This is a genomic window from Flavobacterium sp. (genome assembly GCF_031423415.1).
Classification (GTDB): Bacteria; Bacteroidota; Bacteroidia; order Flavobacteriales; family Flavobacteriaceae; genus Flavobacterium.
This window is the reverse complement of record NZ_JANPFL010000132.1, coordinates 1-21,851: the sequence shown is the minus strand read 5'-3', so window position 1 is coordinate 21,851 and position 21,851 is coordinate 1. Positions and strand designations below refer to the sequence as shown.

14 protein-coding genes are annotated in these 21,851 nt (G+C 35.6%); 6 read left to right on the top strand and 8 right to left on the bottom strand.

The window, feature by feature from the left end; genetic code table 11:
* Nucleotides 1–246 precede the first annotated feature (246 nt).
* The gene (dnaB, locus tag RMO83_RS12055; protein ID WP_310559946.1) at nucleotides 247–1,788 is read left to right on the top strand and encodes a replicative DNA helicase; all 1,542 of its coding nucleotides are present in this window, start codon (nucleotides 247–249) and stop codon (nucleotides 1,786–1,788) included.
* Nucleotides 1,789–1,874: 86 nt separating this feature from the next.
* Nucleotides 1,875–3,140 carry an asparagine synthetase B gene (locus RMO83_RS12050; RefSeq protein ID WP_310559945.1) on the top strand — a complete coding sequence of 422 codons (1,266 nt, stop codon included), beginning with the start codon at nucleotides 1,875–1,877 and terminating at the stop codon, nucleotides 3,138–3,140.
* Between the two features lie 243 nt (nucleotides 3,141–3,383).
* Here the strand turns inward: RMO83_RS12050 and RMO83_RS12045 are convergent, their stop codons facing one another.
* From RMO83_RS12045 to cphA, 3 genes are all read right to left on the bottom strand, one after another.
* A complete protein-coding gene (locus RMO83_RS12045) occupies nucleotides 3,384–4,073 on the bottom strand; it encodes a hypothetical protein (protein ID WP_310559944.1) in 690 nt (229 codons plus the stop codon).
* Between the two features lie 316 nt (nucleotides 4,074–4,389).
* On the bottom strand, nucleotides 4,390–6,564 hold the full coding sequence (locus RMO83_RS12040; RefSeq protein ID WP_310559943.1) for a leucine-rich repeat domain-containing protein: 2,175 nt from the start codon (nucleotides 6,562–6,564) through the stop codon (nucleotides 4,390–4,392).
* Nucleotides 6,565–6,877: 313 nt separating this feature from the next.
* A complete protein-coding gene (gene cphA / locus RMO83_RS12035) occupies nucleotides 6,878–9,502 on the bottom strand; it encodes a cyanophycin synthetase (protein ID WP_310559942.1) in 2,625 nt (874 codons plus the stop codon).
* 248 nt (nucleotides 9,503–9,750) lie between these two features.
* On the opposite strand from cphA, the gene RMO83_RS12030 reads away from it, so the two are divergent.
* Both RMO83_RS12030 and RMO83_RS12025 read left to right on the top strand, forming a co-directional pair.
* The gene (locus RMO83_RS12030) at nucleotides 9,751–10,623 is read left to right on the top strand and encodes a cyanophycinase (RefSeq protein WP_310559941.1); all 873 of its coding nucleotides are present in this window, start codon (nucleotides 9,751–9,753) and stop codon (nucleotides 10,621–10,623) included.
* 72 nt (nucleotides 10,624–10,695) lie between these two features.
* Nucleotides 10,696–11,538 carry an isoaspartyl peptidase/L-asparaginase gene (locus RMO83_RS12025; protein WP_310559940.1) on the top strand — a complete coding sequence of 281 codons (843 nt, stop codon included), beginning with the start codon at nucleotides 10,696–10,698 and terminating at the stop codon, nucleotides 11,536–11,538.
* Nucleotides 11,539–11,787: 249 nt separating this feature from the next.
* On the opposite strand, the gene RMO83_RS12020 is transcribed toward RMO83_RS12025, so the two are convergent.
* Together RMO83_RS12020 and lepB are read right to left on the bottom strand one after the other, a co-directional pair.
* Complete coding sequence (locus RMO83_RS12020) at nucleotides 11,788–12,387, bottom strand: REP-associated tyrosine transposase (protein WP_310559939.1); 600 nt, start codon at nucleotides 12,385–12,387, stop codon at nucleotides 11,788–11,790.
* Between the two features lie 562 nt (nucleotides 12,388–12,949).
* Nucleotides 12,950–13,858 (bottom strand): signal peptidase I, encoded by a 909-nt coding sequence (gene lepB, locus RMO83_RS12015; RefSeq protein ID WP_310559938.1) that lies wholly within the window; start codon nucleotides 13,856–13,858, stop codon nucleotides 12,950–12,952.
* A gap of 527 nt (nucleotides 13,859–14,385) precedes the next feature.
* Here lepB and RMO83_RS12010 point away from each other — a divergent pair.
* Nucleotides 14,386–15,078 carry a hypothetical protein gene (locus RMO83_RS12010; protein ID WP_310559937.1) on the top strand — a complete coding sequence of 231 codons (693 nt, stop codon included), beginning with the start codon at nucleotides 14,386–14,388 and terminating at the stop codon, nucleotides 15,076–15,078.
* Nucleotides 15,079–15,204: 126 nt separating this feature from the next.
* On the opposite strand, the gene RMO83_RS12005 is transcribed toward RMO83_RS12010, so the two are convergent.
* From RMO83_RS12005 to RMO83_RS11995, 3 genes are all read right to left on the bottom strand, one after another.
* Entirely contained in the window at nucleotides 15,205–16,173 is a 969-nt protein-coding gene (locus tag RMO83_RS12005; protein ID WP_310559936.1) for a polyphosphate kinase 2 family protein, read from the bottom strand.
* Between the two features lie 455 nt (nucleotides 16,174–16,628).
* On the bottom strand, nucleotides 16,629–18,329 hold the full coding sequence (locus RMO83_RS12000; RefSeq protein WP_310559935.1) for a putative transporter: 1,701 nt from the start codon (nucleotides 18,327–18,329) through the stop codon (nucleotides 16,629–16,631).
* A 36-nt stretch (nucleotides 18,330–18,365) separates the two neighbouring features.
* A complete protein-coding gene (locus RMO83_RS11995; protein WP_310559934.1) occupies nucleotides 18,366–19,742 on the bottom strand; it encodes a threonine/serine exporter family protein in 1,377 nt (458 codons plus the stop codon).
* Between the two features lie 229 nt (nucleotides 19,743–19,971).
* Here RMO83_RS11995 and pckA point away from each other — a divergent pair, with 229 nt between their 5' ends.
* A complete protein-coding gene (gene pckA, locus RMO83_RS11990; RefSeq protein ID WP_310559933.1) occupies nucleotides 19,972–21,612 on the top strand; it encodes a phosphoenolpyruvate carboxykinase (ATP) in 1,641 nt (546 codons plus the stop codon).
* Nucleotides 21,613–21,851 lie beyond the last annotated feature (239 nt).

The window sequence follows — 21,851 nt, the reverse complement described above, 5'->3', positions numbered from 1 at the left end:
TTTGTGTAGAAACATAATTACAAGAGTAATGTTTTTCTAAAATTAATTTTACGCATTCAAGCTTAAATGCATAATCATACTTGACTTTTCTTTCCATAAAAATACCCCCAAATAGTGTCTAACTTTTTGGGGGCAGTCTATGGTTTCGGATTTTTTTTGGCTTATTAACAAAAAAAGATTGTTTATTAACAATTATTTGTAATAACTCCATAGGAATGTTTTTTTAATTTTGTTTACTTTCGCTCTATGGAAAATGTCAAAAGTATAAACCCAATTCGAATAGATAAATCAACGATCATCAACCTTGAAAAAGGGAAGTTGCCACCTCAAGTTATAGACCTAGAAGAGGCTGTACTTGGTGCGATGATGATTGACAAAAAAGGAGTCGATGAAGTAATTGACATTTTACAACCTGATGCTTTTTACAAAGAAGGGCATAAATATATTTTTGAGGCTATCGTTCAGTTGTTTACAGATACTCAACCCATTGACTTATTAACAGTTTCGGCTCAGTTGCGAAAAAACGCAAAATTAGACTTGGCTGGAGGTGATTTGTATCTTATTCAGCTTACTCAAAAAATTTCATCCTCTGCTCACATTGAATTTCACTCCAGAATCATTCTCCAAAAATTTATTCAGCGCAGCTTAATACGTATTTCTTCGGATATTATAGAAGAATCTTATGATGAAACAACAGATGTTTTTGATTTATTAGACAAAGCTGAATCAAGACTTTATGAAGTTACTCAAGGAAATATAAAACGAAGTTCGGAAACCGCTCAAAGTTTAGTTTTACAAGCGAAAAAAAGAATTGAAGAAATTGCAAATCAGAAAGGATTAAGCGGAGTAGAAACAGGTTTTACAAAACTAGACGCAATTACATCAGGTTGGCAACCCAGTGATTTGATTATTATCGCTGCTCGACCTGGTATGGGAAAAACTGCTTTCGTACTTTCGATGGCACGAAATATTGCAATCGATTCTGGGCATCCTGTAGCGTTATTTTCCTTAGAGATGTCCTCAGTGCAATTGATTACAAGGTTGATTTCTTCAGAAACCGGTTTGTCTTCGGAGAAATTGAGAACTGGTAAATTAGAAAAATTTGAATGGGAACAATTGAGTGTGAAAGTACGAGATTTAGAAAAAGCACCGCTTTATATTGATGATTCGCCTTCGCTTTCTATATTTGATTTACGGGCAAAAGCCAGACGTTTGGCTTCACAGCACGGAATTAAGATCATCATCGTCGATTATTTGCAATTGATGACGGCAGGCGGAAACGGAAAAGGTGGTGGGAACAGAGAACAAGAAATTTCAACCATTTCCCGAAATTTAAAAGCGTTGGCAAAGGAATTGAATATTCCCGTAATTGCCTTATCTCAATTATCTCGTGCTGTAGAAACTCGTGGTTCAAGCAAAAGACCCTTACTGTCCGACCTTCGTGAATCGGGTGCGATTGAGCAAGATGCTGATATTGTTTCGTTTATTTACCGACCAGAATATTATAAAATAGACGAGTGGGACGATGAAGAGCAAACGCCATCGGCTGGGCAAGCAGAATTTATTATTGCCAAACATCGTAATGGTTCTCTTGAAAATGTTCGTTTGAAATTTATTGGACACCTTGGTAAATTTGATAATATTGAAGAATATGGTGGAAATTTCGATGATTTACCATCCAAGATGAATCACGATGATAATCCTTTCCAAACCAAAAATCTTCCATCTCCAAATGAGGCCTTTGGTAGTAATTTGAATAACGATGACGATGATGAAATGCCGTTTTAGAAAATAAATTAAAATTTGCTAATTAGCGTTTTTTTTTAGTGTTAGAGCCAAACAAAAACTCGTATATTTGATATAAAATCATCTAAATGATATTAAAAAAACTATTATTACTTTTCCTAATCCTGATTTCATTTTCGGCAAAAGCTTCGTCTATTTTATTGCCAATGGATGAAACTACACAGCAAAACCATCTTAAAGCCTACGGAATCACCTATTGGTGTATCGAAAAAAAATACAAAGCGAGTTGGTTACTCAATTATCGTGGAGGTTCTTTTTTATTGACGGATGCTCCCGAAATCCGTAAAGAATGCCAAATTCGAGGCGTAAGTTTTGAAGTGTTGAGTGATGCCGAAACCAATCAAATTCTAGCGGATATATCCAGTCCTTCTCAAAATATGGAGGCGGTTGCACTTGAAAAAGCGCCAAAAATTGCTGTTTATACACCTAAAGGAAAACAACCTTGGGACGATGCTGTAACACTAGTTTTGACGTATGCTGAAATTCCGTTTACACCCATTTATGACGAGGAAGTTTTAAGCGACCAGCTTATACTTTACGATTGGTTGCACTTGCATCACGAGGACTTTACAGGACAATATGGAAAATTTTTTGGTTCCAATAGGAATTCGCCTTGGTATATCGAACAAAAAAAAGATTCCGAAATTTTGGCAACCAAATTGGGTTACAATAAAGTGTCGCAAGAAAAAGGGGCAGTAGCCAAAAAAATCCGAGATTTTGTAATTGGTGGCGGATTTATGTTTGCCATGTGTTCTGCGACGGATAGTTTTGATATCGCTTTGTCTGCCGACGGAGTTGATATTTGTGAATCGATGTTTGATGGTGATGCAAGTGAATCGAATTACCAGTCCAAAATAAATTATACCAATACTTTTGCATTCAAAGATTTTATTTTAGATCGAAAACCAGAACATTATGAATTTTCGAATATTGATATGACCGAAAAAAGAGTACTGCTTCCTATGCAAAAAGACTATTTCACTTTAATGGAATTTTCGGCAAAATGGGATCCAATACCAAGTATGCTGTGCCAAAATCACACGCAACTTATAAAAGGATTTATGGGACAAACCACTGCTTTCGATCCTGCACTTATTAAATCGAATATACTGATAATGGGAACCTGCGAACTCAATGGCGAGGCACGTTATATTCACGGTGAAAAGGGCAAAGGCATGTTTACTTTTTATGGTGGTCACGATCCAGAAGATTATCAACATAGAGTAGGCGATCCGGCAACGGTACTTGATTTGCACCCTAATTCTCCGGGGTATCGATTGATTTTGAATAATGTATTGTTTCCAGCTGCTAGAAAAAAGAAACAGAAAACATAAAAAATGCAGCGCATCTCCGTTTTTGCAAACCAAAAAACCACCAAAATTGCTTTTGGTGGTTTTTTTGGTTATTATGTAAGGTTACATAATACAAAACATTATTATATCTTAATCCAATTTTACTACCCCGTTTGTCAAGTTTATGCTGTAAGCACCTAAAGCGTCTCGACTCTCGTGCGTTGCGACTCCTACGGAGTGACAAATAGTCTTGTTTTTTGGACTATTTTGTAAGCGTTTTTGGTATTATGAGGTTGGTGTGGTTGCACCGCCACCTTTGTTAGATGAACGCATGGATTGTAGGATTTTTGAAATTACGTATTGGTCTTCAAAAGGGGTGTTTTTGAAGACTTTTTTGGCTTTGTCGGCTATGTTTATAATGTCGTTATAAAGGTCGGTATAGTTGCTGTTGTTGTCTCCGGTTAGTACTATACCGCTGTCGCTGATTGTTTTTTGGTCTTTGTTTTTTTGTGCGAGGCTAGTTTTATGGGCTTCTAGTGTGGTCGGGAATTCGGGCGCCATTCCTTCTTCTACAATTGGGGCTTGGTTGGCTTGTATGTATTGTTTTAGGGTTTCTATTTTGTCGCAAGCGCCTTCGATGTTGCGGCTGCGAAGGTCGTGGATCAGGGCGGTAACAATGCGGTTGTCTAGTCCTGCGTCTTTGATATAGTCTTTGACGAAGACTAGTTCTTCTACAAGTGTATCAGCTTCCTCATAAAGGCTTATGGTTATCTCTTTTTTTTGTTTTGATTTAACTAGATTTTTTTCTTGGGTTTTGATGTTTTCTAGTTTGGTGGCAAAACTCGCTTTGTATGCTTCGTTGAGTTTTGGGTAGCGCGTTACGATTGTTGGTAAATCGCGGGTGTAGTTGAAAAGAATAATGTCTCCTAGTGGTGCATATTCTTCGATTTTGATTGAAAAGCCTCCATTTTTCATAATTAAAAATTTTAGGGTTAGTATTTTTTAAGTGTTCATTCCGTTGTTTTTATTGTTCCTTAGGTCATTAGTGGTGCTCCTTAGGTCATTTGTATCGTTCCTTAGGTCGTTTTAGCTTTCCTTAGGTCATTAGTATCGTTCCTTACGTCATTTGTATCGTTCCTTACGTCATTTGTATCGTTTCTTACGTCGTTTTAGCTTTCCTTACGCCATTAGTGGTGTTCCTTAGGTCATTTATCTAATGGCAGCAGTTGTTATTTCTTTTAACCCAGTTAGGGTTTTGAACCCTGACTGGGTTGTTGTTGTTGTTGTTGTATTACTCCTTAACTAATTTTTCATTAATACTTTTCCCATTCATTGTTGTTCCTTTTAGGACATAAACTCCTTTTTGTAGGGTAGCAACATCATAATTGGTGCTAGGATTTTGGAACGATTTTATTTTTTTACCCAGAATGTCGTACACCTCTAGGGTATGGATTTCTTGAGTGAAATTAATTTGAGATTGGGTGGGGTTAGGATAAAATGTTACGGGCGTGTTTACGGAAAATTGGTTTGTTGATAAAGTAGCAAATGAACCAAAATCCCTCCAAACTAAAGCAGATCTATAGGCTTGTTCTGTTCCTTGCGGAACATTTAAAGTAACTTTAGAAAGATTTAATCCATTAAAAACATCTCGATAAGTGGGTAAAGGAGTTGTCCAATTTACAGTTACTGAAGATAAATTAAAGCAATAACCAAACGCATAAATGCCAATAGAAGTTACTGAGTTGGGTATTGTAACCGAAGTTAAACTACTGCATATCTCGTAGGCTAATTCACCAATAGTAGTAACCGAGTTTGGGATAGTCACCGAAGTTAAACTGGTGCATCCCTGAAATGCTTTGGAACCTATGCTAGTGACTGAGCTAGGTATTGAAACAGAAGTTAATATTTTGCAATGCGCAAACAAGCTTACACCTATACTCTTTACTGCATTGGAGATAATAACTGAAGTTAATGACCAGCAACCATAAAATGCAAGATCACCAATACTTGTTACCGAGTTTGGAATGGTTACCGACTTTATTTTAAGGCATCCCTGAAAAGCATTTCTGCCTATAGTCGTTACTGAAGTGGGTATTGTGACGGCTGTTAAAATCTGACAATCTTTGAATGTACTATTACCAATACTGGTTATTGACGTGGGAACATTAACCACTTTTAAAAAACCACAAGACTCAAAAGCAGAATCACCAATATAAGTCACTGTGTTGGGTATAGTAACCGCTGTTAAACCACTACAATTTAAAAATGCACTGTTTGCAATTGCTGTTACTGTAAATGAATTTCCAATAGATGATACCGTTGTTGGGATAGTAGCTACACCAGCAAAATATTGATTGCTTCCCACCTCTGCTTCGTAAGGCAAAGTTGCTTTTGTTACATAATAATTGATCCCATTTACTTTAAAAGAAAGTCCTACAACTGGTGGTTCAGCAATTGTACCAAATTCTTTCCAGACCAGGGCAGATTTATAAGCCATTAAAGTTCCTGCAGGTATATTTAGTTTCCTAGTAGAAAGATCAAGTGTATTAAATACATCTGGGGTAATAGACAAAGGTGTTGTCCACTCTACCGTGACAGAAGTTAATTTAGAACAAAGCTCAAAAGCATAGGATCCAATACTGGTTACCGAGTTAGAGATAGTAACCGAAGTTAAGCTGATACACTGAAAAAAAGCATAAACGCCTAGACTCGTTACAGAATTGGGGATTTTTACCGAAGATAAACTTGAACATCCACCAAATGCATAAGTGCCTATACTGATAAGTGAATTGGGGAATGCCACAGAAGATATATTAGAACAATTACTATATGCATAATCACCAATACTTTCAACGGAGTTCGGTATAGTTAATGCCGTTAAACCGTGACAAGAGGTAAACGCGTAGGAACCAATACTGGTAACCGAATTGGGGATATTAAGCGATTTTAAGTTATAGCAATTTGAAAAGGCATTACTGCCGATATTAGTAACCGAGTTGGGCATAGTCACAGAAGTCAAATTTATGCAACTCCAAAATGCATAGCTACTAATACTAGTCACCGAGTTAGGGATAGTAATCGAAGTTAACTCGCTACAACCCTGAAACGAATATGAACCAATACTGGTAACCGAGCTAGGGATGGTAATCGAGGTTAAACCACTACAGCCATCAAATGCATTGTTACCAATATTAGTTACAGAGTTGGGGATATTTACCGCAGTTAAACTTTTACAACTGCTAAATGAATAGCTACCAATACTCGTTACCTGATAATTTGCACTATTATAGGGTACAGTTTCAGGAATAGTAAAAGCTCCTGAAAGGGTAGTAGGATTTGTGCCAACCTCAACAGTTGTTGCTGCCGTAATTTTGTAGTTAATACCATCCGCTATGAAGACGGTTCCCACTTGCCCAAAAGAGAATAGGCTACATAAAAAAGCTAAAAAGGTAATTTTTGTTTTCATAATTGCTTGTTTTACTAATTTACTTGCTTGTTTCAGCATTGGCTTTTTTTTGTTACAATAGTATTACCTACTTGCGTGAAGTTCTTTACAAAATCAACCTTGTAAAAATAAATAAAACGAAACGGTTTTAACAAAATTTTTCAGGTGTTAATTGCAAAAAGTTATGAACAAATTTTTAAGAAAAGAAGATGGGGTAAGCCCACCAAGGGATTGTTGTCAAAGCCTTTTTTTGTCTAGAAAAAGTTTATAATTAGAAAATGACATTAAAAAAAAGCCACTTTTAAGTGGCTTTTATGAATTTTAAAGTAAAAAATTAATTGATTTCAGATTCGTTTTCCTTGTCCAAATATTCTTGAACAATTTCGATTGCATTGGTTACCACATCGCTTAAAGCGGTTATAAAACTTCCATCTTCAGCACTAGCAATGGCGTGTCGGATGGCTTCTGTTTCCTTGGGAATAATTTCATAAGTAATACTTTTTCCTGAATTTTTAATTCCTTCCATTATTAATGCAATGATTTCTTCTTCTGTTCTACCACGAAGGTATTTTTCCTGACGAATAATAATGTGGTCAAACATTCGTGCAGCTATACTTGCACATTCTTTTATGTCTTCATCACGACGATCACCAACGCCCGCAATAATTCCAATCTTTTTCGCTGCTTCTACACTATTTAAGAACTCTTCAACTCCTCTATACCCTGAAGCATTGTGGGCGAAATCAATTAATACTTTGAATTTTTTAAACTCAAAAATGTTCATTCGTCCCGGAGTTTGTGCCGCACTCGGTATAAAAGTTTGCAAGGACAAGCTAATATCTTCTGTTTTGAACCCCCATAAATAACTGGCTAACGTGGCTGCAAGCACATTGGCAATCATAAATTTTGCTTTGCCTCCAAGGGTTAATGGAACATGTGTGGCACGTTCGATTCTGATTTTCCATTCGCCTTTTTTGATGGTAATGAATCCGTTTTCATAAACAGCAACGATTTTACCTTCGGCACATAATTTTTTGATTAACGGATTTTCTTCGGTCATACTAAAGTAGGCAACCTTACAATCCAGTTCAGCTCCAATTTTTACGCACTGTTCGTCTTCGGCATTCAAAATCGCCCAACCGTCTTTTTTGATACTTTTTACCACAGTGCTTTTTACACGTGCCAAATCATCAAGGGTGTGAATGTCACTTATTCCCAAATGGTCTTCTTGGATATTGGTAATTATCCCAATATCACAACGGCTGAAGCCAAGACCAGAGCGCAAAATTCCACCACGAGCGGTTTCCAAAACGGCAAATTCAACGGTTGGATCTCTCAAAATATATTCCGCACTTAATGGACCAGTAGTGTCTCCCTTTTCCATCATATGGTTTTGGATGTAAATTCCATCTGATGTAGTGAAACCTACTTTGTAGCCATTATTTTTCACAATATGCGCCAAAAGTCGGGTAGTGGTTGTTTTTCCATTGGTTCCCGTAACCGCAATAATGGGAATGCGGCAGGTTTTTCCCGGAGGATACAGCATATCAATAACGGGTGCGGCCACATTTCTTGGCAACCCTTCAGAAGGAGCAAGGTGCATCCTAAATCCTGGAGCGGCATTGACTTCGAGAATGACGCCTCCATTTTCTTTTAGCGGTTGCGTCAAATTTTCGGCCATGATATCCACGCCGCAAATGTCTAATCCGATGACTCTTGAAATTCTTTCGGCAAGAAATATATTTTCTGGATGCATCATATCGGTGATGTCTACAGAAGTACCGCCAGTACTTAAATTAGCAGTCGATTTGAGATAAACAATTTCATCATTTTTCGGAATGGTTTCCAAAGTGTAATTTAGTTTTTCTAATAAATCTTCGGTATCGCGATCGACATCTATTTGAGTCAATACATTTTCGTGACCATAACCACGTCGTGGATCAAGATTGGTTTGGTCAATCAATTCTTGAATCGTATTTTCGTTGTTACCGATAACATGAGCAGGAACTCTTTTTGCCGCTGCAACCAATTTATTATCAATCACTAAAACTCTAAAATCGAAACCGGTAATGAATTTTTCTACGATGATCCGATGGCTGTATTTTTTGGCAAAAGCCAATCCAGAAACAGCATCTTCCCAATTGGTTACATTAATAGAAGCTCCTTTTCCGTGATTGCCATCCAATGGTTTTAAGACAATCGGGTAGCCAATTTTTTTTATGGTGGCTTCTAAATCCTCTTCGTCAACACAAATATCTCCGCTGGCTACAGGAATCGAAGCCATATCAAGCATTTTCTTAGTAAGTTCTTTGTTGCACGCCATATCCACGGCAATACTGCTAGTTTTGCACGTTATAGTAGCTTGAAAACGCATTTGATTTACGCCGTAACCCAGTTGTACCAAGGAATTTGTTCCCAACCGAATCCAAGGAATATCTCGGTTTACAGCTTCTTCAACAATGCTTCCGGTGCTTGGTCCAAGGCGAACCCGTTCTCGGATTTCACGCATTTTTTGCAAATCGGTATCCAAATCATAAGGAACTCCTTTTATTAATGCTTCGGCGATGGCAACTGCACTTTCGGCAGCAAAAAGACCAACATTTTCTTCGGTATAACTAAAAACAACGTTGTAGATTCCTGGAGTTTTGGTTTCTCTTGTTCTTCCAAAACCCGTATCCATTCCTGCCAAAGTTTGAATTTCGAGTGCGATATGTTCAATAACGTGTCCCATCCAAGTTCCTTTTTCCAAGCGCATAAAAAATCCGCCTCGACAACCTTCCGAGCAGCGATGCTCAATCATAGTAGGGAACATAGCTTCTAATCGTTCTTTAAATCCATCAATTTTATTAGTGGGCGATTGTTCCATTTCTTCTAAATCCAAACGCATTTGGATTAATTTTTTTCTTTTAATGCTCCAAATATTCGGACCACGAAGCGCTTGAATTTTTAATATTTTCATAAAAAAAGTTTATAATTGAGATAATTGATTGTTAGAAAGAGTTTTAAAATAGTCATTTTTTAAATTTCAATAACAATAGCTTGGAATTTATATTCAAAAAATATACTATAATTCAACTAAGTTAGATTTTTTAAGTTTGTTATCAAAATTAATCGGGTTTAAAATTATGAACTTTATTTTGTTATAAATATTTTAAAAAAAAACAAGACATCAATTGCTCACTTTATGTTTTTGGTTATTTTTACCAAATGAACATACTTGGAAAACTAATAATAATAGGCGGTGCGGTAGACAAAGGAAGTTTTACAGAAACTGATTTCGATAAAAATGCTGCCAAGAACTTGAATTTTTTTGAAACTGGAATTTTAAAAAGAATTATTGACGAGTCAAAATTCAAAGAACTATCTCGCATTGAAGTAGTGACGACAGCATCAAAAATTCCGAAAGAAATTGGTCCTGAATACGTCAAAGCGTTGAGTTATTTGGGAGCAAATAATGTTGATGTTTTGGATATTGTAAGACGGGAGCAGGCGAATGATCTGGAAACTCTAGAAAGATTAAAAGCAGCTGACGTGGTTATGTTTACAGGTGGCGATCAATTGCGATTGACTTCTATTCTAGGTGGCACTCCATTTCACGACATTCTTGTGGAAAAATACAGGAATGAAGATTTCATTTACGCAGGCACTTCAGCTGGAGCTGCAGCAGCGTCCAATAATATGATATATCAGGGAAGCAGCTCGGAAGCATTATTGAAAGGCGAAGTAAAAATCACCAGCGGTTTAGGTTTGATAGACGATGTGGTTATTGACACCCATTTTGTGCAGCGAGGTAGAATCGGAAGATTATTTCAAGCGGTGGTTGGAAATCCTAAAGTCTTAGGAATAGGACTTGGAGAAGATACAGGTTTGCTTATTACGAAGGGGAGACAAATGGAAGCCCTCGGTTCTGGACTGGTTATTCTGGTGGATGGTCGCGAAATAAAAGACACGAATTTAACCCAAATTGAGTTGGGACAACCCATATCCATCAATCATCTTGTGACGCATGTGATGAGCAAATTTGACACTTTCAATTTGGATACTTTCAAAATGCACATTCATTCTTCGCAATACGTATAAACAGGTGTTAGATTTTGGTTTTTTGGTTTAAGTCCAATAAAATCCCATCACCCAACACCCAACACCCAATAAATGAAACTAATAATCCACGGTGGTTTTTTCTCGGAATCATCAACGAATCACGAAACCAAAGTAGCGAAACAACAGGCTTTAGAAAGAATTGTAAAAGATTCTTATGAGTTTTTGAAAACACATTCTGCGCTAGAAACAGTGGTTTATGCTGTGTCACTGCTAGAGGATGATGAATTGTTTAATGCGGGCTTTGGTTCTCAAATTCAAAGTGATGGAAAGATCCGAATGAGTGCCGCTTTAATGGATGGTGCAACTCAAAAAATGAGCGGCGTTATCAATATTGAAGCAGTAAAAAACCCCATTCAAGTCGCCGAAGTTTTGTTGCAGTATGACGATAGAATTCTTGGCGGAAGCGGTGCAACGCATTTTGCCAGACAAAATGGGTTTGAAAAGTATTCAACTGAAATTCCACAACGCCGAGCTGAATACGAAGCAAAACGCAAAGCATCAGGAACGGGCACCGTAGGTTGTGTTGCTTTGGATACCAATGGAAAACTAGCCGTTGCCACATCAACAGGCGGAAAAGGTTTTGAAATTCCGGGACGAATATCAGATTCTGCAACAGTTGCGGGGAATTACGCCAACGCATTTTGTGGCGTTAGTTTGACTGGTGTTGGCGAAGATATTGTAAGCAATGCAACCGCTGCCAAAATTGTCACCCGAGTTACCGATGGCTTTTCAATTCAAGAGGCTTTTACCAAAACATTCAACGAACTCAAACCTTACGATGGTTTTGCGGGAGCCATTGGGATAGACCATAAAGGAAATGTATTTCATCAAGATTCACATCCTAGTATGGTTTTCGCCAGTTTTGATGGGGAGAATTTCGAAGTTTTTCAGTAAATAATAACGCTATTTTTTTTCCACGTTTTTCAACAAAAAGTAAACGAAGCAAACTTTTCCCAAAACGATTACAACTAATTCTAAACGAAGCATGAAATCGACAGCCAACATTTTGCAGATTTACAATGGGCGGGATTTTATCCCGCTCTCCGAAGTCTTCTCGAAAATGTAACTGTTATTTAGTAGGATGCTGTGCGAAGTCTCCCGACTTCGTACCCATTCCTATTTGCAGTTACAACTTTGTCAAACTCAATATTCATTATATCTGGTAAAATTATTCAAATTCAAAACATCAACAATGGTAATGTCTGCTTTTTCGATTTTTAACAAGCCTATATCAGAAACATAATTACTGGCACTGGAATAAATATACTGTGAGGCTTTCTCGACAATACCTGCGCGAACAGGATTGAGATGAATATAATCCAACTTTGACCACATAAATTTGTTACCATAAATTTCTTCAGGATGATTGCCATACTGCCAAAACTGATAATTTTTGTTTCTGGAATGGCTTTTTGTTGCCAATTTGAAGCGTTCCAACATCCATTCTCTCCGACTCTCTGGCTCTGATTTTATCTTTTCGATAATTTTTGAAGCCGTAAATTTCTTGAAATCTCGCAACAAATTCGATAACTCTCCATCGCCAGATTGTACCACCATATGTAAGTGATTGCTCATAATCACATACCCATACAAAACCATTGCTTTATTTGCAATGCAGAAATCCAGACATTCCACAACTGTGTCTCTGTAGCTTTTTCTTGTAAAAACATCAACCCAATCAACAATTGTTGCCGTTACAAAATGTGGTAGCGTTTGGTCTCTTATTTTATATCCGTCAGTCATAATTTTTTTATTCAAATATATTGATGTATTACTACAAATACATACTTGTATCGTGTTTATTGCCTATTGGAATGGGTACGAAGTCGGGAGACTTCGCACAGCATCCCAACTTATAAGAAAGATTGCTTTTTTTGATGAACACTTCGGAGAACGGGGGACTTCGCACAGCATCCCAACTTATAAGAAAGATTGCTTTTTTTGATGAACACTTCGGAGAGCGGGGCTTCGCACAGCATCCCAACTTGTAAGAAAGATTGTTTTTTTTGATGAACACTTCGGAGAGCGGTTGTTTTACTACAAATACATACTTGTATCGTGTTTATTGCCTATTGGGATGGGTACGAAGTCGGGAGACTTCGCACAGCATCCCAACTTATAAGAAAGATTGCTTTTTTTGATGAACACTTCGGAGAGCGGGGGGTGAGAAATTGCATTATTTCACACGAAAGGATTTGAGAGTGAGCGGCGTGCTATTGTGATCATAAACCGCGTTGCAAACGATACGATTTGATTAATTAATTTAGAAGGAAATCGTCGCAGGCGAACACCATTGGGAGTATTTTTATTTATTTCTAAAATCAATATTAATTCTGTCATTAGTTTCCCCCCAATAACTAAATACCACTTTCCCTTTAATTTCGTCTTCTTTTAAAACGCCAATATATCTTGAATCCATTGCGTTATCACGATTGTCGCCCATTAAATAATAGCTGTTTTTAGGAATTATTATTTCGTGTTCTCCATTTTCGTTATCTTCAAAAGGTTTTTTAAATGTATAAATTTTATGTTTATGACCATTTGGTAGTTCTTCTTCATATTCTTTAACATCAAATTCTTCGCTTTTTGTTTCTTTAATAAATGAGGTTTTACATTTTTTTCCATTAATAATTAAAAAATTGTTCTGAATTTCAAGTCTATCATTTGGTAATCCAACTATTCTATAAATCCAAGGATGTAAGCTATCTTTTTTTTGAAAGATCACAATGTCTCCATAATTTGGTTTAATATTATCGTAAGCTTTTAAATCTGCGATAAGTTTGTCTCCAACTTTTATAGTTGGTTCATTTGAAGTTGTTGGGATTTTAAAACTTTTAACTCCTACAATTGAATTAGTATCATAAAACCAAAGTATTGTATAAATTCCAAGTATAATTCCAACAAAATAATACCAAGTATTGTATGGTTTAGGTTCAAAGTTTTTTAATTTTTTTGAGTTTGTAGTCGCATCATAAATAAGATAAATTCTAAATAAAAAACCAATTACTAAAATAGAAATGAATCCAACAAAAAACGTTCCTAATTTTGTTAAGCCATAAAAGACAGGTAAAAGAAGTTCTATGACTAGAAATATAATTGCTTTTATAATTTGACCATTATATATTTGACCAAATCCAGCTCCAAACAATGCTAAAATAAAAGCTAATTTCGGATTTCTAGGTTTGCTTATTTCGCTATTGATTTCAGAATTCATAATTATTATTTTCTGTTTTGAAGTTTCTGTAGATAAAATGCCATTCTTCCCCAAATATATAAAATTATTCCTAAGGTTATCAAAGATTTCCATCCGTTACTCCTTTATTATTTTCTAAGACTACAGCTGCAGTACCATTCATTCTCCATCGAGTATTCAAAAAGCGATACTTACTTTTACAAAAATAGCTTTTGCTGTCGGAAACGGGTAAAATGCTCAAAAAAGAACGCTAGAGGTGCTCAGAAGCTCAAAAAATGCCCGCAAACGGTCTTCGGACTACTACAAACAATCTTCGGACAGTCGCAAACGCTCATCTGACGACTAAATTCTTACTTCTGAAACTGTTTTTCTTACTTCTGATACTGTGATACTTGCTTCGGAGCGTTAATAACCTACTTCTGAGAGCCAAAAATGGTTTACTGAGGGTGTAGGGATGATTTTTTTTCAGAAAATAATTACTATTTTATTTTTTTATGTATTTGTAAATAACTAGTTTTGATATTATTAACTAAAAAAAAAATGAAATTATGAAGAAAAAAGAAGTAGTACGCGGGTACAATTTCTCGGATGGGAAATTAGTAACCACCGTCAATGCAAAAATTGCTTTTGTCCGCCGTGATGCAGCAGCATTTACTGAATTTGGCATTACTGCCGCAATGGTCGATGAACTGGAAAGTAAAACCAATCTTTTTAGTGAGGGTGTTACTGATGTAGAATTGGTAAGTGATCAAACTGAAGCAACTGGTACTAAAGATGCGCTTGCCAACCAACTGCAAGAGGCTATCCGTGGTGTAATGAGTAGAGTAGTTTTGAAATATGAGGACAACACGGCTAAATATAAAAAATTTGGTACCGAGGCTTTATCAAAACAATCGGATGCACAGTTTCTGGTGGTAGCATCAAGAGTGTTTAGAGTAGGAACTGATATGCTTCCCGATTTGGGTGCTCACGGCTTAACTGCCGCAATGTTGAACAATTTGAAAGCCATAAGAGATGATTTAGAACAGGAGTTGATCAGTATGAATTTAAAAATTTCGGATAGAGATATTGAGCAAGAAAGTAGGGTAGAAGGGGGCAATGCTATTTACACTACTTTAGTAAAATATACCAATACAGGGCAGTCTATTTGGGCATCCAAAAATGTGGCAAAGTATAATGATTATGTGATTTATAATACGGACTCAGGTGAAGATCCTGAATCACCAGAAAATCCTGTTTAGTACTGTGATAGTTGACGCATAATAGTGAGAGACCTGCTGCCAAGTGGGTCTTTTTTGTGGGAAGCAGGTGATGACCACCTTTATTGTGGCTGCATTTTTAAAATTTTATTTTAAAATCCACACGCATTACTTATTGTCACTTGAATCTTCGTCCAATAAAACTTTTTTTATGGCTTGCAATTCTGCAATTTGTTCGTCACTTACCGTTGGATATTCCAAGTCGAGTTCGTCAAGTGCAGCAATAATTGCAGAAGCAATCGCAATACGAGCATAGTATTTGTCATCGGCAGGAATAACGTACCAAGGCGTTTTTTCGGTCGAGGTATTTTTAATCATTTCTTCGTAAGCGTGCATATACTCGTCCCAATGTTCGCGCTCTTTGACATCGCCAGCGCTGAATTTCCAGTTTTTGTCTGGGTTATCAATACGCTCTATGAAACGTTCTTTTTGCTCTTCTTTTGAAACATTTAGAAAAAATTTAAGAACAACTATTCCGTTTCTATTCAAATATTTTTCATAATTGCGAATGTCTTTAAAACGGTCTTCCCAAATAGTTGCTGTAATCAATTTTTCGGGCAATTTTTGATTCATCAGCATTTGTTCGTGTACTCGAACTATCAATACTTCTTCATAATACGAACGATTAAAGATACCAATGCGTCCGCGTTCTGGCAAATGCTGCTGGCAACGCCACAAAAAATCGTGGTCTAATTCTTCTGAACTTGGTGCTTTAAACGAAGTCACCTGACATCCTTGAGGATTTACGCCCGACATTACGTGCTTGATAGCGCCATCTTTTCCTGCAGTATCCATCGCTTGAAAAATTATTAGAAGCGACCACTTGTCTTGGGCATACAAAATGTCTTGCATTGCTGCCAAAGCATCAACACCTATTTGCAAAGTTTCTTTTACGAATGATTTGTCATCTGAATCTAAATTAAAACTGGCTTTGGTTTCATATTTTTTTAAACGAAAATCATCGCCTTTGCCAACACAATATTGTTTAGAGAAATTTTCAGCCTTCTTTATAAGCTCCTTGTTAGTTAAATTATGTAATTCTAGTGCGTTTTTCTCAAAGTTGTTTGATTTTGACATAATTAGAAAAGGTTTTTATGAAATTGAATTAGGAGATACTATAAAAAAATTAAGATACATTTTTAAAGTTTATTTTCTGTCACAAATGATTGTTTTTTTTTTAATTAATTTTATAACACATCTTATTTGGTCAAGTTCCCTCGAGAAAGAATAGGGTCAAAATAATTCAATACAATAAAATATCATTTTGGGACGTAAAAGGGGCTACTCATTAAAGCAAACGCATTACAAAAATTTAGACACGAATTTCACAAATTGTCACAAATTATTACGATTAATTTTAAATATTACACAAATATTATCTGCCAATGGCAGATTTGTGAAATTTATAATATGTCTTTTTCGTGCGAATTCGTGTAATTTGTGTAAAAAAACTATGAAAACAATTTTAATGCGTTTTCCCTATGCTATTCATAATTTGTGAAATAGTCCCTTTTGATTGAATAAATAGCGTATCAACTCGCAAAAAGCAAGATGAGTAATTGGGCAACTAAAATTCTGCTAATGGTTACCAATGGATAAACAGTAGCATACGATTGATTAGGAATATCAGAATCTAAATATTTGGTACTAAAAGCCAAGGCTGCTGGATCAGTATAAGAACCGCTCATAATCCCTACCATTTGATAAAAATTAAGTTTAAAAACAAATCGGCTAATTAGTACTAAAAGCGTCAATGGAATAAATGTAATATAACAACCGTAATAAATCCACATCCAGCCGTTATTTTCAATAAAACTATCGGCAAAACCGTGACCTGCTTTAATTCCTACTGCAGCAAAGAATAAACAAATTCCAAAATCTTTCATAAAGTGAATGGCACCATTATTTATGTACGAGTGAATAACGCCAACACCGCCGTATCTACTAATGAATAAAGCGGCTAAAAGTGGTCCTGCAGCCAATCCTAATTTTAGAGGAACAGGCAACGACGGGATAAAAAACGGAATAGAGCCAATAACAACGCCGAATATTAAACCTCCAAAAAGAGAAAGAAAATCAGGTTCTAAAAGTATTTTTTTAGAATTTCCAATAATTTTTTCAGCTTCTGCAATGGCTTGTCGATTTCCCACAACCATCAATGTATCTCCGTAAAACAATTCTAATGAAGGCTGTGCCAGAAGTTCTAATCCAGAACGAATAACGCGGGTAACTCGCACATCATACTGATTGTACAAATCCAATTGTGCCAAGGTTTTGTGAGTAGCCGTTTTTCTTGTGACACTAATGATTTTTGTGGTAACATCTTCTTCAGATTCAATAAATAAATCGGTTGAAACTTTACCAACAGCATCAATAAAATGTGTAATGTTTTTTTGTTTGGCTACCACCATTAAGACATCTTTGTCATTAATAACTGTATCTAAAGAAGGAGAATATACAACTGTCGTTCCGCTATGCTTTTGTCTTGAAATGATTACGTCTTCAATTTTGAATTCTTTAAAAACTTGTTTGATTGTTTTTCCAAAAACTTCAGGTTTTTTTACCCTACATTTTTGACGAACGATTTTATTCTCAGAGTCTTTATTTTTCTCATGAAGTAAATTTTCTTCTTTGGCTAAATCAATTTTTAAAAAACTTTTAGATAGAATAATCAATATAATAATCCCAAAAACACCAATAGGATAAGTAATAGCGTAGGCAATCGCTGGGTCAGAAAAATGATCCATAGGAAGATTCAGTTGTTTCTGAATTTCAATAAGTGTCGATTTTGCAGCGCCTAAACCTGGAGTATTGGTCACAGAACCCGACATTAAACCCACCGCATTTTCTACTTTTATTTTTGCAATTATGTGAATTAAATAGGTAATAATTCCACCCAAAAATACAGTTCCAACTCCCAGTGCATTAAAAACTAATCCTTCTTTTTTGAAGGACGAAAAGAAAGTGGGACCAACTTGAATTCCAATTCCATAAACAAACAATATCAACCCAAATTCACGAACAAATTGGAGTAATTCAGCATTCATTGTAAAGCCAAGATGACCAAGAAAAAGACCAACAAACATTACGGCAGAGACTCCTAAGGAAATTTTTCCAAATTTAATTTTACCAACAAAGAAACCAACACTTATTGCCAAGAATAATACAATCAATGACTGCGTCATTTCGGGTTCATCGGTCGGACTGAATAAAAATCTAAACCATTCGAACATACTATTTCAATTTAAAAATTAGTTTAATAATTGAGCTTATTCGTTATTCCTAATAAATAACTTTTTAATCAAAACGTTCAAATCTTTTCCTTTTACGCTGTAGGATTTGAATACAACAACTGGAAAAGCAACTCCAAAAGCAAGGGCAAAAAGAATAAATACGGTCGAAATGCCATAAGAAAAAGTTTGAATTACTTCTTCAACTTGTGGTTTCTGACCTTTGTCATTACTTATCCAATCAATCATTCCCATCATAAATTCGTAACTTAACAATCCTGGAATCATATTGATTACAGCAGGAATCATAAAAATAATTGGCGGTGTATGTGTTCTATGCGCAAAGTACATTCCGGAAATCCCTACAAAACTTGAAGCGATAAAGATTGATAAAATAAGATTCATTTCTAATTCTGTAAGCAACATAAATTTTATTAAATAGCCAACAGCTCCTAATATAAAAACAGTCCATAAAGCTCTTTTAGGAGTATTGAACATTAATGCAAATCCTAATGATGTAACACCTCCAAAAATCAATTTGGAAACTACAATCCAGAAACCTTGCGGTTCAAAAGCTTCTTTTATATGTGCTTGTACTTGCGAAAAATCAAATAGAAATAATGTATTGACCACAGGTATATCAAAAATCATTGCGGAGGTAAAAAAACCAAAAGAAATCATTAAGACAAGCATTAAACTATAAATTAAACGCGCTGTACCAGATTCGAAATACCCTTCTAAATAATCAATAAAAGAATTGATCATAACTGCTCCAGGAATAAGATATAACACAGATACGACTAAGGCTTCCTTGACTTTTATATTGAAAAATACGCCTATAAAGTGTATAAAAAGAGTCGAAATGGTGGCGCCAATATAGAAAGCTACCATATGATTATGATGTTTAAGCATCATAGATCTTCTTATGTAATAGCCAAATAAAGTAGAGAAGTAAACTAGTATAGATTGAAGCCAATCTCCATCAAATAACATACAAAGAGCGACACTTGCGAAAGGAACTAAGGCATATAATTGTAAATCAGAATACACTTTCTTATCTTTAATTTGTCTTAATATAGATTTAATTTCGTGAATTGAAATTTTATTAATAAGAACATCCCAAGACAAAATACTGATTTCAGAAATGGTTTCGAAGTTTAATCCTTTTCCTTTTATAGTCTTAGCGAGAGTGTGGGCTTTAAACTTATTTTGTTTATGTACGGAAATTACAATTCCTGTGTAAGTCAAAACTAATTCGCAATTGTATCCTAATCCTTTGGCAATTCTTTCCAAGTTTCTTACAATTCTTGCTGAATGGGAACCACTAGTAATCATCATTTCTCCAATCTCTGTCAATAGGTTTAGCACGGATTGCGCTTTTCTGTCTTCGATTATTTTTTGAGAATCGTCTAGCATAATTGAGTAAGTGAGATGTATAAGCCGCTAATTTTATCTTTGTCAAATTTAGTCATAAATAATTTAGTTGCTATGATAATTATCATATAAAAACCCCGCTAACCCTTGATAATAAAGAAATCGTTTTCGTAGATTTGTTAGAAATATGATAATTATCAGGTTTATTGGATGAGAATTTCTTAATTTTGGTAAAGAATTTAAAGGATAACACAAATAACAAAATTGAATCATGAAAAACATTAAAATTATTCAGGAATTACACAGTTTAGGAATTACAGGCTATCACGAGGTATCATATAATCCTTCTTATGAAGAATTGTTCCAAGCAGAAGTATCGCATAAAAGAAAAGGTTTCGAAAAAGGAGCGTTGACTGATACAGGATGTGTGGCTGTTAAAACAGGAATTTTCACTGGACGTTCTCCAAAAGATAGATATATAGTGAAAGACGATGTAACTAAAGATACTATTTGCTGGGATAAAGAATCCGGAATTAGCACACCTAACTATCCAACAACAAAAGCAGTTTGGGACGATTTAAAAGCACTTACATTAGAGCAACTTTCTACCTCTCCCAAATTATACGTAGTAGATGCTTTTTGCGGAACAAACGTCGACACCAGACTTAAAGTTCGTTTCGTAATGGAAGTAGCTTGGCAGGCTCACTTTGTAACTAATATGTTTATCAGACCTTCTATATACGAGGTGGAAAACTTCGGCGAACCAGATTTCGTTGTAATGAATGCTTCTAAAGCAACTAATCCAAACTGGAAAGCACAAGGATTAAATTCTGAAAACTATGTAATGTTTAATCTTACCGAAAAAATTCAAATTATCGGTGGGACTTGGTATGGTGGCGAAATGAAAAAAGGAATGTTCGCCATGATGAACTATTACTTACCTCTTAAAGGTATGGCTTCTATGCACTGTTCTGCCAATGTAGGTCCAGAAGGAGATGTTGCTGTTTTCTTTGGTCTTTCTGGAACAGGAAAAACTACTTTATCTGCTGATCCAAAAAGATATTTAATAGGTGATGACGAACATGGCTGGGATGACAATGGCGTTTTCAACTTTGAAGGTGGATGTTATGCAAAAGTTATCGACTTAAGCCAAAACAACGAACCAGACATTTGGAGAGCCATCAAACGAGACGCTTTGTTAGAAAATGTTATCGTAGATGAGTATGGAGAAATTGATTATTATGATCATTCAATAACTGAAAACTCTAGAGTTTCTTATCCAATATACAATATTAGTAAAATTGTTTTGCCTTCAAAAGCAGGTCACGCTAGTAAAATCATTTATCTATCAGCTGATGCATTTGGGGTTTTGCCTCCAGTTTCAGTTCTTACTGAAGATCAAGCGGCATACCACTTCTTGTGTGGATATACTTCTAAATTAGCGGGTACCGAAAGAGGAATTACTGCTCCAGAACCTTCTTTCTCACCAGCTTTTGGTGAAGCTTTCTTAACATTACACCCAACAATGTATTCTAAGACATTAATCGGTAAAATGAAAGAACACAAAGCAACAGCCTATCTTGTAAACACAGGTTGGAACGGCACAGGAAAAAGAATTTCTTTGAAAAACACAAGAGCTATTATTGATGCCATCATCAATGGCGATATCAATAAGGCGGAAACTAAAACTATTCCTTTCTTGAATTTAACTTTTCCTACTGCATTACCAAATGTAAGCGAAGGGATTTTAGACCCAAGAGATACCTATGCGGATAAAGAGGAATGGGATGAGAAAGCGAAAGATTTATCTGCTCGTTATATCAAATATTTTGAGCAATATACAGGTAATGAAGACGGAAAACGTTTAGTTACTGCTGGACCTTCATTAGAAGCTGTTGCTGTTGAAGCATAGTACTATTTAAAGTTTATAAATTTAATACCATCTGTTTGCATTGTTTTTTAAATAAAACATATCTCAGGTGGTTTTTAACAATTTACTTTCATTAAGTTTCATTGTTGTCCGATAAAAGTAAATAAAAAAGAAGCCATAAAAATGGCTTCTCAATTAAAATCGTAATTTGGTTTTGCAAAAGACAAAAAACGATGAGTAAAAGTAATTATTTTTCTAGTAAATCTGTTTTCGGACAGCTG

Bases quoted from the DNA above. Each gene is read 5' to 3' on its own strand.
- RMO83_RS12040 (WP_310559943.1), bottom strand. From the start codon at position 6,564: ATGAAAACAAAAATTACCTTTTTAGCTTTTTTATGTAGCCTATTCTCT.
- RMO83_RS12025 (WP_310559940.1), top strand. From the start codon at position 10,696: ATGAAACTAATAATCCACGGTGGTTTTTTCTCGGAATCATCAACGAAT.
- RMO83_RS12000 (WP_310559935.1), bottom strand. From the start codon at position 18,329: ATGTTCGAATGGTTTAGATTTTTATTCAGTCCGACCGATGAACCCGAA.
- cphA (WP_310559942.1), bottom strand. From the start codon at position 9,502: ATGAAAATATTAAAAATTCAAGCGCTTCGTGGTCCGAATATTTGGAGC.
- lepB (WP_310559938.1), bottom strand. From the start codon at position 13,858: ATGAATTCTGAAATCAATAGCGAAATAAGCAAACCTAGAAATCCGAAA.
- RMO83_RS12045 (WP_310559944.1), bottom strand. From the start codon at position 4,073: ATGAAAAATGGAGGCTTTTCAATCAAAATCGAAGAATATGCACCACTA.
- pckA (WP_310559933.1), top strand. From the start codon at position 19,972: ATGAAAAACATTAAAATTATTCAGGAATTACACAGTTTAGGAATTACA.
- RMO83_RS12020 (WP_310559939.1), bottom strand. From the start codon at position 12,387: ATGACTGACGGATATAAAATAAGAGACCAAACGCTACCACATTTTGTA.
- RMO83_RS12005 (WP_310559936.1), bottom strand. From the start codon at position 16,173: ATGTCAAAATCAAACAACTTTGAGAAAAACGCACTAGAATTACATAAT.
- RMO83_RS12030 (WP_310559941.1), top strand. From the start codon at position 9,751: ATGAACATACTTGGAAAACTAATAATAATAGGCGGTGCGGTAGACAAA.
- RMO83_RS12010 (WP_310559937.1), top strand. From the start codon at position 14,386: ATGAAGAAAAAAGAAGTAGTACGCGGGTACAATTTCTCGGATGGGAAA.
- dnaB (WP_310559946.1), top strand. From the start codon at position 247: ATGGAAAATGTCAAAAGTATAAACCCAATTCGAATAGATAAATCAACG.
- RMO83_RS11995 (WP_310559934.1), bottom strand. From the start codon at position 19,742: ATGCTAGACGATTCTCAAAAAATAATCGAAGACAGAAAAGCGCAATCC.
- RMO83_RS12050 (WP_310559945.1), top strand. From the start codon at position 1,875: ATGATATTAAAAAAACTATTATTACTTTTCCTAATCCTGATTTCATTT.